Annotated in this window: 7 protein-coding genes; 4 read left to right on the plus strand and 3 right to left on the minus strand. The window is 73.4% G+C overall.

Annotated features, from left to right (window positions below):
• Positions 1-26: 26 nt before the first annotated feature.
• The gene (locus E2C05_RS02180; RefSeq protein WP_133217958.1) at positions 27-5144 is read right to left on the minus strand and encodes an alpha-2-macroglobulin family protein; all 5118 of its coding nucleotides are present in this window, start codon (positions 5142-5144) and stop codon (positions 27-29) included.
• A 391-nt stretch (positions 5145-5535) separates the two neighbouring features.
• On the opposite strand from E2C05_RS02180, the gene E2C05_RS02185 reads away from it, so the two are divergent.
• The 3 genes from E2C05_RS02185 to E2C05_RS02195 all read left to right on the plus strand — a co-directional run bounded on the left by E2C05_RS02185 (position 5536) and on the right by E2C05_RS02195 (position 10158).
• Positions 5536-6564, plus strand: coding sequence for an efflux RND transporter periplasmic adaptor subunit (locus tag E2C05_RS02185; protein WP_200305298.1), 1029 nt, complete (start codon positions 5536-5538; stop codon positions 6562-6564).
• Positions 6565-6586: 22 nt separating this feature from the next.
• Entirely contained in the window at positions 6587-9694 is a 3108-nt protein-coding gene (locus E2C05_RS02190) for an efflux RND transporter permease subunit (protein ID WP_133217960.1), read from the plus strand.
• Positions 9695-9825: 131 nt separating this feature from the next.
• The gene (locus E2C05_RS02195; RefSeq protein WP_133217961.1) at positions 9826-10158 is read left to right on the plus strand and encodes a DHCW motif cupin fold protein; all 333 of its coding nucleotides are present in this window, start codon (positions 9826-9828) and stop codon (positions 10156-10158) included.
• 393 nt (positions 10159-10551) lie between these two features.
• Here E2C05_RS02195 and E2C05_RS02200 read toward each other — a convergent pair whose 3' ends face one another.
• Together E2C05_RS02200 and E2C05_RS02205 are read right to left on the minus strand one after the other, a co-directional pair.
• Complete coding sequence (locus E2C05_RS02200; protein ID WP_133217962.1) at positions 10552-12006, minus strand: MDR family MFS transporter; 1455 nt, start codon at positions 12004-12006, stop codon at positions 10552-10554.
• 273 nt (positions 12007-12279) lie between these two features.
• On the minus strand, positions 12280-13284 hold the full coding sequence (locus E2C05_RS02205; RefSeq protein WP_133217963.1) for an NADPH:quinone oxidoreductase family protein: 1005 nt from the start codon (positions 13282-13284) through the stop codon (positions 12280-12282).
• Positions 13285-13348: 64 nt separating this feature from the next.
• Between E2C05_RS02205 and E2C05_RS02210 the strand changes: the two genes are divergently transcribed.
• Positions 13349-14479, plus strand: coding sequence for a CaiB/BaiF CoA transferase family protein (locus E2C05_RS02210; RefSeq protein WP_158291895.1), 1131 nt, complete (start codon positions 13349-13351; stop codon positions 14477-14479).
• Positions 14480-14485: the final 6 nt, after the last annotated feature.

Below are 14485 nucleotides of genomic sequence, written 5' to 3' on the forward strand. Positions count from 1 at the left end.
CCTCGATGACGCGGCGCATTGGCACGCTACTCCGCCGGCAGCACCGCGACCCGCCCGGTATTCTGCCGGGCATAGGTCGCCGGGCGGTACATGTCCTCCACCTGCGCGCCGGGCAGCTCGAACCGCCCCGCCGTCACCGCGCGCAGCCGGACCGCCAGGCGGAATTCGGGCGCCTCCGGCGTCAGCTCCAGCGCGGCGGCGAAGCGGTCGTCGAGCGCCGGCATGGCCTCGGCGCCCGTCAGGGTGCCGAGCCAGGGCATGCCCGCCACCTCGCCTTCCCCCAGGCGCCCGACGATCTCCCACCCCGCCGGCAGGCCCTGCTGGACCAGGGCACGCAGCCGCTGGCCGGTCTCGGCGCGGCCTTCCAGCAACAGCACGAAGACGCGGTTCTGCCGCAGCTGGTCGAGATTCAGCGGCTGGCCCGCCAGGTCGAGGAAGCGCCGGGCGATCCGCAGGCCGCTGCGCCCGGCCGGCGCCGGCTGGGCCGGGATGCCGGTGACGGAAACCGCGGACCAGAGCGGCCCCGGCCCGAGATTCCTCGCCGTGCCGGGTGCCGTGAGCGCGACGGCGAGCTGCGGCGCCGACGCCTCCTCCCGCCCGTTCACGGCGACACGCACCGGGCGGCCGTCGCGGCCCAGCACGGCGGCGGCGCCGACCGCCCAGGCCAGTTCCTGGGTGTTGGCCAGGGCTGGCGTGAACTCGGCGCCCGGCAGGCGGCCAATCACCTCAGGCAGGCGCTCGGCCAGCACGCCGCTTTCCTTCAGCAGCAGCGCCACGGCCACGGCATCGCGCGCCGCGCTGCCATAGTCGTACACCCAGCCCTGCCGGGCGCCGGGGCCGAGGATGCCGGCGAGCGCGGCCGCGAAGGCCGGCTCCGCCCGGGCGCGGTCGCCCGCCCGGGCGAAGGCGGCGCCGAGCTGCGCCTTGGCCAGAGGCGTCGGCAGGTCGTCCAGCCGTTCCAGCAGGCGCCGCGCCGCGCCGAGCCGCGGACGGCCGGCCAGGGAAAGCACATGCACCCGGTAGGCCTGCGCGGCGAACTCCTCGGCGCCGTCGGGCGAGACATCCTCCAGCTGCTCGGCAATCGCCTGCAGCGCCTGGTCCAGCGCGGCGTCGGGGATGGCGGCGCCGGCCGTGCGGGCGCGGAGCAGCGCCTCCGCGGCATAGGCACCGGTCCACCATTGCGGCTCGCCCCCGGCCGACCAGAGGCCGAAGCTGCCATCGAAGCGCTGCTTGTTCAGCACCGCCTCCGCAGCGCGCTGCAGCCGGGCGGCGCGCGCCTCCGCCGCCTCGCCGAACCCCGGCATGAGCGCGAAGGCAAGCAGCTGGGAGGAGGACTGTTCCAGGCAGCCGAAGGGGTAGAGCTCGAGCTGCCGCAGCATGCCGGCGGCGTCGTAGCGAACCGGCCCGCCGAAGCCGGCGCGGGCCACCCAGGTGCCCGGCACCCAGCGCGCGGGGTCAAGGGAGAGCGGCCGCTCGGCGCCCGGCGGGATCTCCTGTGCCGCGACCTCGGTGGTGATGGGGCGGGAGGAGCGGATGGTGATCCGCGCCTCGCGGACCGCCGTGAAGCCGTCCGGCCCGCTCACGGCGAGGCGGAGCACGCCCTGCCCGGCCCCGGTCGCGCGCAGCGCCGTCGCGGGCAGGGCGCGGGCGTTGGGCGCGAGCGTGGCCGTCACGCGCTCCGGCCCCGCCAGCGCGATGGCGCCCTCGGCCGAGAGCATGGCGCTGACCTCGCCCGCCGGCAGGTCTAGGTTGTGCAGCAGGACCGGCAGCCGCGCCTCGTCGCCGGGGGCGAGAAAGCGGGGCAGCAGCGCCTCCGCCACCACGGGGTCGCGCACCGTCAGCGGCTTGCTGGCGGCGCCGATGCGGCTGCCGGACCAGGCGACCGCCATCAGCCGCAGCTCGCCGGCGAAGTCGGGGATATCGAGCACGACGGTCGCCGTGCCGTCCGGGGCCACCGCGACCGGGCCGGAGAAGAGCGCGATCGTCCGCTGCGGGATGTCGATCGCGGCCATGGACAGCTCGTCGCCGCCCTGGCGCAGCAGCGCCGCCTCCCCCTCCGGCGGCGGGATGAGGCGGCCGTAATCGTCGCGGATATCCACGCCCAGTCGCCGCTTGCCGAGGAAATGCCCCAGCGGGTCGGGCGAGGCGAAGCGCGTCAGGCGCAGGATGCCCTCATCGACCGCCGCCAGGGTCACCATGGCCTCCGCGCCGGCATCGGCGAGACGCAACGGAACCGCGAGCCGCCGCGCCGGGCGCACGCGCTCCGGCGTGCCGATCTCGACCGCGATGCGGCGGGAGGCGGGGTCGAGCTGCAGCCAGGCCAGGCCGAGGGCGCGGCCGGGGTGCCCCTGCCTGGCCTCGCCGGGCCGGAAGGCGGTGATGGCGACATAGGCGCCGGGTCCCCAGGCGGCGTCCACCGGCACCTCCACTTCGGTGCCGCCCTCCGTCACCTCGATCTCCCGGACCTGGACCAGCCGGTCCGTCAGCACGGCGAGGCTGGCGGGGCCGGAGAAGGGCGGAGTGATGCGCAGCTTCGCGGTCTCGCCCGGCGCATAGGCGCGGCGGTCGGTGGCGACATCCACCTTGTCCGGCACCTCGGTCGTCTCGCCACCCGCCCAGCCGGCCCGGAACCGGACGGAGGTGATCGCAAGCCCGCCCGGCTCCGCCACCTCCAGCCGGTAGCGGCCGAAGGGGAGCGTCCGGGCAAAGCGCGTCGGGGTGCCGGCGGCGACGGCCAGGTCGGCGCTGTCCACCGCCTCGTCCCGCCAGACCGTCTCGTAGCGGGCCTGGGCGCCGCGGATGACGACGCGCCAGTCCGGCCTCTCCCGCACCAGCCGCGCGCGCAGCCGGGCGGCGACCGGGCTGGCGGCGCCATCCAGGGCAATGACTTCGAAGCCCGCCTCCGCGCCAGCATCCACCGCCAGGTCGGGAAACAGTGGCCGGACCCCGATCAGCCGATGGTCGGCCCGCACCGGCAAGGACAGCGTGGTGCGGGAGGCACGGCCGCCCGGCTCGTCGATCGACACGGCGACCTCCGCCCGCAGCGGCCGCGTGGTGTCGGGGGCCCGTGGCAGGGCGAGCGTGAGGCTGCCGCGGCCCTGGTCGTCCAGCGCCTCGATCTCGAAGGGCAGCAGGTCAGGGGCGAATTGCTCGTCCTCCAGCCCGAACAGGAACTCCTTGTGCTGCGGAAACGGGGAGCGATCGGCCAGCAGGCGGAGTTCGGCATCGCCCGTGAGACCCGCCGCGGACGCGCCATAGAGGAACCGGGCGGTGACGGGGACCACCAGGGGCTGGCCCGGCACCAGCGGGCCGGGGGCAGGGCCGGCGGTCACCTCCAGCCGCTCGGGCACGAAGGCGTCCACCCGGAACTCGGCGCGGCCGATCGGCGGGGCATCGGGGTCGGCCAGCACCTCCAGCGTCCAGACGCCGGCGGGCGCGCCGGCCGGCAGCGGGATGGGCCAGAGGAAGGCGGCGCCGCGCTCCCGCGCCGGCACGCTCTCGGCCAGGACGCTGCCATTCGGCCGCCGCACCCGCAGCCGCGCCGGGATGTCGAGCGGCGCGCCGCCGCCGTCGCGCAGCAGCACCGCGGCCTGCACGGTCTCGCCCGGGCGGTAGATGCCGCGGTCGAGCCAGGCGAAGGCATCCATCGGCCCGGGATGCGGCAGCCCGGCGGCGCCGCGGTCGGAGAGGTCGAAGGAAGCGGAGTCGAGGTCGAGCGAGACGAGGTCGTCGCCGAGCACGGCGTGCAGGGCGCGCGGCGCCATGGGCCCCTGGCCACGCAGCAGGGGGGCGGCAAAGCGGACCACGCCATCGGCGCCGGACATGGCCTCGCCCAGGATGTCGTTGCCGCTGGCCAGCAGCCGCACCTGCACCCCCGCCAGCGGCCGGCCGGCGCCCAGCGCGCGCGCCTGCACCGCCAGGCCCTGCGGGCCACGCCAGGCGGTGAGCGCGAGGTCGGTGACGATCACCGGCAAGGCCACCGGCGTGCCGCGACGGCCATCGGCCGGCGCCGCGACCAGGGCGTAGAGGCCGGGGCCGGCGGTCCGCAGCGCCTCCGGCAAGGGCAGCACATGCCGCTGGGTCCGGTTGGCCTCGAAGCGCGGCAATTCGGCGCGGCCTTCCCAGACCGTGCGGCCCCAGCTGTCCGGCAGGGTCTCCGCCTCCCAGCCCTGGATGCCCTCGCCGGGCGTCCAGGCCTGGCGGCTGAAGGGGACCAGGTTGCGCTCCGTCACCCGCACCACCTTCAGCGACAGGGCGGAAAGGTTCACGGTGGCCAGGCCCACCTGCTGCGCCTGGCCACGCGGCAGGATGAAGCGGCTGGCATCGAAAACGAGGCGCGGCGCACGGTCGGGCATGGCGACGCGCAGCGACGCCTCCCGGTTCAGCCGCAGCCCATCCTCCCCCGGCAGGCCGGCCCGCAGCAGGATGCGGGTGGACTGGCCATGCGGCAGGCCGGCCAGGCAAAGCTGGTCGCCCTCCCGCAGCACGGCGAGGCCAGGCACGGGCGGGTCGGTCCGCACCCAGTCGCCGGGCTGCCAGTCCGTCCGGCGGGCCGGCGGCACGGTGAAGGACAGGCAGGCGCGGGCCGGCTCCGCCTCGGGCTCGGTATTGATGCCGGCGACCAGCAGGCCGGCGGCGCGGCGGGCCTCGGCCAGCATCTGGCGGTAGCGGGGGTTCTCCGGCGCCCGCTCCACCGCGGCCTGCAGGGCCTTCAGCTGCTGCGCCGGGCGGTCGAGCCGCTGCAAGGCCTCGGCCATGAGAAGGAGCGAGGGGATCTCCGGTGCGCCGGCCGGGACCATCTGGAAATTCGTCCAGGCGGCCTGCAGGGCGCGGGCCGGCTCCGGCGGGGTCCGTTGCAGCTGGGCGCGGGCCAGGGCGAGCCAATGCTCGGGTCGCGGCTCGCCGCCGCCCACCCGCTCCTCCCAGGCCTGGGCGGCGGCGGCCCAGTTCTGCTGCCGCTCGGCCTGCGCGGCGCGGGTCTCGGCCGCCTGGCGCTGCTGCGGCGTGGCGCCGGCGGGGAAGCGGCGGCCGAGGTCCCGCTGATAGGCCGCGGCGTCGCCCGCGAGACCCGGCAGGTCGAAATCCTGTGCGCGGGCCTGGGGCAGGCTGGCGAGCAGGGCCAGCAGGAGGAGGATCAGGCGCATGGGCGGGCAGCCTCGCGGTGGGAAGTCTCGGATGGCCAGCATGGCACGGCCGGCGCCGGGCACCGATGACATGCCCGCCCGATGCGACCCTTGCGGGAAGAAGATACCGCGATCATTTGGCATGCAGCTTGCTCCGCCCCTGGGCCACCGCCACCGGGGAGGCACCGCCCCATTCGTTCTGTGATCGACCGGACGCGTGGGGTAGCCGATAGTCGGCCGTATCAGGATGCTTGACGGCCCTCACGCAGAGGGCGCGCGACGGGTTTGCCGGGGAACGGAACGGATGATGCCACGCCTCTCGCCGCTTCGGCGGTTCCTCTGTGCCGCGATCCTGGGGCTTGCGCCGGCCGGGGCAGCGCTTGCGCAGGGAAGCGGCGGCGGCGGGGTGCCGGTGACCACCGACCAGGTGCGCATCGGGCCGGTGCCGGTCGAGATCCTGGCCAACGGCATCGTCGCCTCGGAATCCGTCGTGACCATCCGGACCCGCGTGGATGGCCAGATCGAGCGCGTGCTGGTCAATGAAGGGCAGATGGTGCGGCGCGGCCAGCCGCTGTTCATCCTCGACAGCCGGCAGAACCAGGCATTGCTGGCGCAGCAGGAGGCGCAGCTGGCGCGGGATCGGGCACAGGCCGCCCGGGCGCAGTCCGATGCGCAGCGCTACCAGTCGCTGCGAGGGGAAAGCTTCGCATCCCAGCAGCGGTTCGAGCAGGCCCAGGCGGATGCGCTGGCCGCGGCGGCCACGGTGCGGGCGACCGAGGCGCTCATCACCCAGACCCGGCTGAATGTCGAATTTGCGACGATAACTGCGGAAATGGATGGCCAGCTTGGCGCCATCCCGTTGCGGGCCGGCAATTTCGTCCGGCAGGCGGAAAACACGGCCATCACCACCCTGACCCAGGTGGACCCGGTTCTCGTACAGTTCGCGGTCCCGGAACGTTGGTTGCCCACCATCCGTGCCGCGCTGCGCGGGGATCCGCCGGTGGTGCGCGCCCATGCCGAATCCGACCCTGGCCCCTGGGTGGAGGGGCAGCTTGTCTTCGTCGACAGCGCGGTCGACACGACGACCGGCACCATCCTGCTGAAGGCGCGCTTCCAGAACAGCGACGGCAAGCTCTGGCCCGGCCAGTATGTGCAGGTGATGATGTCGCCGCGGGTGGACCCGAATGCCATTACGGTGGCCTCGGCCGCGGTGCAGACCGGCCAGCAGGGCCGCTTCGTCTTCGTCCTGACGCAGGACGGCACGGCGCGGCGCCGGCCGGTGGAATTCCTGCGCACCGCGGGGGACCGCGCCGTGGTGCGCGGCGAGCTGGCGGCGGGCGAGAAGGTGATCGTGGATGGCGCGCAGCGGGTGACCGACGGCAGCCGGGCGGTGGAGCGGAATGTCGCGCCCACGCCACAGCGTGTCTCGGCCCTGCAATAGCCGACGGACAGGAGCGGGACGCATGAACATCTCGGAACTCTGCATCCGTCGGCCGGTGATGACGTCGCTGCTGTCGATCGCGGCGGTGGTCATCGGCATCGTGGCCTATCTGCGCTTGCCGGTCGCGGCGGTGCCGCGGGTGGACTTCCCGGTCATCACCGTCTTCGCCAATTTCGCCGGCGCGAGCCCCGAGACCATGGCGACCAGCGTGGCCCTGCCGCTGGAGCGGGAGTTCAGCACCATCGCCGGGCTGGAATCCATGTCCTCCATCAACGGGCAGGACACCACCCAGATCACCCTGCAATTCGTCCTGGGCCGCAACATCGACGCCGCGGCGCAGGACGTCCAGGCGGCGATGACCCGCGCCCAGCGGCGCCTGCCGATCGACATGACCATCCCGCCGAGCTACCGCAAGGTGAACCCGGCGGATGCCCCGGTGGTGCTGCTGGCGCTGTCGGGCGGGGAGACGCCGCTCTACAAGCTGAACGACATCGCCAGCACGATCATCGGCCCGGCCCTGTCGCGCGTGCCCGGCGTGGCGCAGGTGCAGGTGTTCGGCGAGCAGCTCTATTCCGTCCGCGTCCGGCTGGACCCGGACCGCATCGCCGCCATGGGGCTGGCCTTCGACACCGTGCAGCAGAGCCTGGCCCAGGCGAATTCCAACACCCCGGTCGGCCTGCTGAACGGCCAGCGGCAGCAGCTCACGCTCCGCGCCAACGACCAGCCGCAGAGCGCCGAGGAATTCGGCCGGCTGGTGGTCGGCGGCCGGGCCCAGGCGCCGATCCGGCTGAACGAGATCGCCGAGGTCGCCGATGGCGTCCAGAACGAGCGCATTGCCTCCTGGCGGAACGGCCAGCGGGCGCTGGTGCTCGCCGTGCTGCGTCAGCCGGACGCCAACACGGTGGAGGTCGTGGATGGCGTGAAGGCGTCCCTTCCGGCCCTGGAATCCTCCCTGCCGCCGGGTGCCCGGCTGACCGTGACGCTCGACCGCTCGCTCTCGATCCGCGACGCCGTGCATGACGTGCAGGAAAGCCTGCTGATCGCCATCGGGCTGGTGATCCTGGTGTGCTTCCTCTTCCTCCGGCGGATCACCGCCACGCTGATCCCGACCATCGCGGTGCCGATCAGCCTCTGCGTCGCCTTCGCCCTGATGTATGTGATGGGCTACGGCATCGACAACGTGACCCTGCTGGGCCTCACCATCGCGGTCGGCCTGGTGGTCGACGATGCCATCGTGGTGCTGGAGGCGATCGTCCGCCACATCGAGGAGGGGATGTCGCCGATCCAGGCGGCGATCCGCGGGTCGCGCGAGATCGGCTTCACCGTCCTCTCGATCACCCTGTCGCTCATCGCCGTCTTCCTGCCGATCCTGCTGATGGGCGGCGTCGTGGGGCGCGTCTTCAACGCCTTCGCGGCGACCGTCTCGCTCGCGGTCATCGCCTCCTGCGTCGTCTCCCTGACGCTGACGCCGCTGATGGCCAGCCGGCTGAAGGGGCATTCGCTGCACAAGAAGCCGCCCCTGTGGGATCGCGCCCTGGAACGCGGCTTCGTCGGCATCGAGCGCGGCTATGCCTGGATGCTCGACCTCGCGCTCCGCTTCCGCATGGTGGTGTGGGGCGCCTTCATCGCGTCCTGCATCGCCGCCGGCTGGATGGCGGTGCACATCCCGAAGGGCTTCTTCCCGGTCGAGGACACCGGCTTCCTGCTGGTCAACACCGAAGGCCCGCGCGGGTCATCCATGACTGCGATGGCCGATGTGCAGAACCGCCTGGTCGAGGCGCTGCGGCAGACACCCTATGTGACCAATGTCGTGTCCAACCTGGGCGCGGTCGGCGGCAGCATCTCGATCAACCAGGGCCGCCTCTTCGTCGAGCTGAAGCCGCGCAGCGAGCGCCCGGCTGTCGAGCACGTGATCCAGGACCTGCGGCGGACGGCGAATGCCTTCCCCGGCCTGCGGGTCTTCATGCAGCCGATCCAGAACATCAATTTCGGCGCCCGCCAGACCCGCACCCAGTACCTCTACACGCTGCAAGGCCTGAAGCTGGAGGAGCTGTACGATTGGGCGCCGCGGCTGGAGGAACGGCTGCAGAAGCTGCCGCAGCTGCAGGACGTGAACACGGACCTGCAGCTCGACGCCCCGGTGGTGCAGGTGAACGTGAACCGCGACCGCGCCACCACCCTCGGCGTCACGGTGGACCAGGTGCGGCAGGCGCTGTTCTCCGCCTTCGGCGCGCGGCAGATCAGCACCATCTACGGCCAGGCCAATGCCTATCCGGTGATCCTGGAGGCCCTGCCCGAGGACCAACGCGACGAGACCGGCCTCGCCAAGCTCTATCTCCGCTCGGTCACCGGCAAGCTGGTGCCGCTCTCGGCCGTCGCCACGATCGAGCGGCGCTCGGGCCCGCTGAACGTCTCCCACCAGGGGCAGCTGCCGGCCGTCGTCATCGGCTTCAACACGCCGCCCGGCGTGGCGCTGGGCGATGCGGTGAACGCCATCCGCGCGGTGGAGCGCGACATGGGCATGCCGCCCACCATCGTCACCGGCTTCTCCGGCGCGGCGCAGGTCTTCCAGCAGGCGCTGGCCGGCCAGGGCGTGCTGGTCATCGCCGCCATCTGCATCATGTATGTCGTGCTGGGCGTCCTGTACGAGAGCCTCATCCACCCACTAACGATCCTGTCGGGCCTGCCGGCGGCGGCGCTCGGCGCCTTCCTCACTCTGCATTATTTCAGCCTGGACCTATCGGTCATCGCCGTCATCGGCGTGCTGCTGCTGATCGGGTTGGTGAAGAAGAACGCCATCATGATCGTGGACGTCGCGTTGCAACGACAACGCGCCGGATCGCCCGCCTTCACGGCGGTGCGGGAAGCCTGCCTGCTGCGCTTCCGGCCGATCCTGATGACCACGCTGGCCGCCGGCGCCGGCGCGGTGCCCATCGCCGCCGGATGGGGCGCGGCGGCCGAGTTACGGCAGCCGCTCGGCCTTGCGGTCGTCGGCGGCCTGGCGGTCAGCCAGGTGCTGACGCTGTTCGTCACGCCGGTGCTCTATCTCGGCTTCGACAGCCTGGCGCGGCGGCTCAGCTTCGGTCGCGGCCGGGTCCCAGAAGCCCCGGCGACGGCGCCGGCGGAGTGAGGATCGGGCCGGTGCGGGCGGCGCCCGCACCGGCAGGGTCATGCCGGTGTCGCCCCGCGCGACGCCGGGCCGGGGCTGGCGCCATTGCGGCGCCGGCGCGATAAGGGGGGATCAGCCCCGGAATTCCCGGCATGAAGATCCCCACCCTTCCCTTCACCGTCACCGACTGGTCCGGGGTGCCCGCCACGCGGCATCCCGGCGAGACCGGGGAAGCGGTTTGGCGCATGCTGGAGGTCGGCGACCTGCGCGTCCGCATGGTGGAGTACTCGCCGGGCTACCTCGCCGATCATTGGTGCGACCGCGGCCATGTGCTGCTGGTGCTGGAAGGCGAGCTGGAGACGGAGTTGCGGGATGGCCGCCGCTTCACGCTGCGGCCGGGGACCAGCTACCAGGTTTCCGACTTCGGCGACGCTGCCCACCGGTCCTCGACCCGCACGGGGGCGAAGCTCTTCATCGTGGACTGATCCGGACCCGGCTGCCCGGGGCAGGTGCTCCGGCCAGTGGGTGGACTGCACCGCGCGGGCTCCTGGCACATTCCGCGCAGCGCCGGTTTGCCGGGCATCCAGGACCTGCGGACCGCCGCGATGCGGCGCCGCGGCCAGGACTGAAATCCGGCCGCTCAAGCGGCTTGATTGCAGCGCGGCGGCACGGTCCGATCCGCCGGTGCCGAGCCCGCTGCGGGCAACCGCGCACATACGCATTCCAGCGGCAGCCCTTTCCCATCCGAGCCACGACCCGGGCAGCATCGCCAGCCGGCCCCGCTGCGGCCATGTGCTGGACGCTCGCTGACTGCGTTCACCCGTCGGCCCACCCAGGGCTGGGGCGGCCCGCCGCCGCGCCGGCCCGGTGGCGGGCCGCTATTCCGCCGGCAGCCGCTTCGCCGTCGGCACGGCCAGGTGGCCGCTGACGGTCGCCCCCGCATCCGGTGCCAGCCGGGCGAAGAAGGGCGCGGATGCCGCCACCACCGCGCCGGCCACCAGGAAGGCCACGCCGAAATCCGGCACCGCCAGGGCATGCCGGCCGGCCATCAGCGCACTCGCCTCCAGCGTCGTCGTTGCCAGCACGACGCCGAGCGCGGGCGCCAATTGCTGCGCGGTGCCGGAGAAGCTGGTGGCGGCCGAAAGCCGCGCCTGCGGCACATCGGCGAAAGCGAGCGTGTTCAGCGAGGTGAATTGCAGGCTGCGGAACAGCCCGCCCAGCGCCAGCAGGCCGAAGATCACCGGCAAGGGCCAGGCCGGCGTGAAGAAGGCGGCGACGGCAACGCCCGCCGCCGACAGCAACGCCGTGCCGATCAGCACCGTGCGGAAGCCGAAGCGTCGCAGGATGGGCCGCGCCAGCGGCTTCATCGCCAGCGCGCCGAGCGCCGTGGCGAAGGACACCAGTCCCGCCTCGGACGCCGATTTCCCGAAGCCCACCTGCAGCAGCATCGGCACCAGGAAGGGCGTGGCGCCGGCGCCGATGCGGAACAGGCTGCCCGCCAGGGTGGACTGGTTGAAGGTCTCGATCCGCAGCAGCGAGAGATCGAGGGCCGGCCGCTCCGCCACCCGGCAATGCCGCACCGCCGCCCAGCCGAACATGAGGCCGAGGACGAGCCCGGCCTGCGACATGCCCTCCGGCACCACGCCGCGGCCGATCGTCTCCAGCCCGAACATGAACAGCGCCAGCGCGGTGCCCAGCAGGAACAGGCCGAGCCGGTCCGGCGGGCCCGGATTGCCGGGCGGCACGGCGGGGATCTTCCAGGCCACCAGCAGCAGGCCGAGCGCGCCGATCGGGACATTGATCAGGAAGACGCTGCGCCAGCCGAAGGCATCGGTCAGGAAGCCGCCAAGCGGCGGGCCGCTGATCGGCCCGATCATCGCCGGCATGGTCAGCCAGGCCATGGCGCCCAGCATCTCCTCCTTCCGGATCTGCCGCAGCAGCAGCAGGCGGGCAACCGGCACCATCATGGCGCCGCCGACGCCCTGCAGGACGCGGGCGCCGATCAGTTCCGGCACGCCGGTCGCGCGACCGCACAGGACGGAGGCGGTGGTGAACACGACGATTGCCGCCATGAAGACCCGCTTGGCGCCGAACCGGTCCGCCACCCAGCCGGAAACCGGGATGAAGACCGTCAGCGCGACGAGGTAGGCGGTGATGGCGGCGCCCAGCCGCGCCGGCTCCACCGCCAGGTCCCGCGCCATGGCCGGCAGGGCGGTGGTCACCGCGCTGCTGTCCAGGTTCTGCATGAACAAGGCGCTGGCGACGATGGCGGCGACCAGGCGGGGGTCGGCCTTGCGGGGCTGGGCGGGATCCGCCCCGCCGATGGTGGTCATGCGACCAAACTAGTCCCATGGCGGCGCGCCGGGAACGGCCGCGGCGCCGATGCCGCATTGCAAATCGGTCAGCCCGGCACCGGTGGCGGGATGGACACCGCCCCTCCAGGAACCACCCAGCCGGGGCCACAGGCGAGGCCCCGGACCCCGGCGAGAGTCCGATTGCCTCGGGCAAGGCCCCGTCGGTGGCGACCACCTGGGTCGGTCCGGGCCACGGCGGTGGCCCGGTGGGGGGGAGCGCGAGGGGGCAGAGCCCCCTCCGTGCCCCCTGCGTCACGCCTCGCCGGGCCGCAGCACCACGCGGCCGATCGCCTGGCGCCCGCGCACCTCCGCCATCGCTTCGCGGAAGCCGGAGAGCGGGAAGCTCGCATGCACCTCGGGCTGCAATTTCCCTTCGGCCCACCAGGCGACCAGCCGCTGCCACAATCCCCGGGCGCGTGGCGCATGCAGCGCGCGGTTGTCGCCGGGCGACCAGCCGACATAGGTCCCCCAGTTGAGCCCGGCGACCGCGATGTTCTTCAGCAGCAGCAGGTTGATCGGCAAGGTCGGGATGCCGCCGGCGGCGAAGCCGACCGTCACCAGGGTCCCGCCATCGGCCAGGCAGCGCAGGTTGTCGTCGAAGACCGGACCGCCCAGCGTGTCCAGCACCGCCGCGACCCCTGCGCCGCCCGTCGCCTCGCGCACCGCCTCGCGGAAGGGCGCGGCGCTGTCCAGCACCAGGTCGGCGCCGCGCGACTCCGGCACATGGCGCTTGGCCGCGCCGCAGCGGGCGATGACCCGGGCGCCGAGCGCCTTCGCCACCTCCACCCCCGCCAGGCCGACGCCCGCCGCGGCGCCATGCACCAGCACCCAGTCATGGGCCGCCAGCCGCGCCCGCCAGATCAGGGCGCTGGCCGCGGTGGGGTAGCTGATCGGCATGGCGACGGCGGGCGAGAGCGGCAATCCGTCCGGGATGGGCACCACATGGATGGCATCCGCGACGGCCTGTTCCGCCAGCCCGCCCCAGTCCAGCACGGCGAAGACGCGGGTGCCCGGCGGCAGCGGGTCCGGCACGTCGGGGGCGCTTTCCAGCACCGTGCCGGCCACCTCCGTGCCCGGCACGAAAGGCAGCGGCGGCTTGCGCTGATACTTGCCGGCGACGACGAGCTGGGTGGCGAAGGACACGCCGGCCGCCTCCACCCGGATCGCCACGCCGCCCGGCCGCAGCGGCGGCGGCGGGATGTCCTTCAGCTCCAGCGCATCGAATTCGCGCCAGCTCTCGCAGACCAGGGCACGCATGCGGTCCCTTCCCCTTCCCGCCATTCCCGGCAGGATAGGCGCGACGCGTCAGGAGGAAACAGCCATGGCCGACCGGCCCGAGCCCTACCGGGGCCTCTTCGTCCTGGATGCCAGCCAGGGCATCGCCGGGCCCTATTGCGCCAGCCTGCTGGCCGCCTGCGGCGCTACCGTCGTGAAGGTGGAACCGCCGGCAGGCGACTGGTCCCGCGGCCTTTCGACGCGGGAAGGGACGCAGAGCGTGATGCATGTCGCCTTCAACCGCGGCAAGCGCAGCGTGGTGCTGGACCTGCAGACCGAGGCCGGGCGCGCCGCCATGGCGCGGCTGGCGGCGCGCGCCGATGTGATGCTGGAAGCCTTCCGGCCGGGCGTCGCCAAGCGGCTCGGCCTGGTGCCGGAGGCGGGGAAGGACGATGTCGTGTTCCTCTCCATCTCCGGCTTCGGCCAGCAGGGCCCGAATGCCGAGCGGCCGGCGACCGATGGCGTGGTCCAGGCCTATAGCGGCCTCGTCTCGCTCAACCTCGGGATGGACGGCATCCCGCACCGCACCGGCCAGGTGATGGTGGTGGACATGACGACGGGTCTGTCGGCGATGATCGCGGTGCAGGCGGCGCTGGCCGAGCAGGCACGCGACCGTGCCGCCGGCGCTGCGCCGCGCCGGCGGGTGCTGGATGTCTCGCTGATGCAGAGCGCCGCGGCGCTCATGGCCTTCAATGTCGCCGAGGCCGGGCTGCTCGGCCGCGTCCCGCCGCTGTCGAACGTGCCGGCCGGGACCTACCAGGGCAGCGATGGCCGCTGGTTCATGGTGGCCTTCCTGCGGGAGGCGGAATGGGTGCAGTTCTGTGGCGTGGCGGGCCGGCCCGACCTGGCCGCCGACCCGCGCTTCGACAGCTTCCCCAAGCGCGCCGAGCACCGGGAGGCGCTGCTGCCCGTGCTGCGCGAGACCTTCGCGCGGGAACCAGCCACGGCCTGGACCGAGCGCTTCAAGGCGGCGCGCATGCTCTGCGATATGGTGAACTCGCCGCTCGACTGGCTGGCCGACCCGCATGCCGAGGCGGTGGAGGCCGCCATCCCGCTGGCGCAGCCTGGCCTCGGCACCCTGCCCTTCCCGCGCCTGCCCGGCCTCGGCCCCTGGAGCGTGCCGGCGCCGGCGCTGGGCGAGCATACCGAGGCGGTGCTGCAGGAGATGGGGCTGTGACCGACG

The sequence above is a fragment of the Paracraurococcus ruber genome (assembly GCF_004353985.1).
In the GTDB taxonomy this organism is placed as follows: domain Bacteria; phylum Pseudomonadota; class Alphaproteobacteria; order Acetobacterales; family Acetobacteraceae; genus Paracraurococcus; species Paracraurococcus ruber.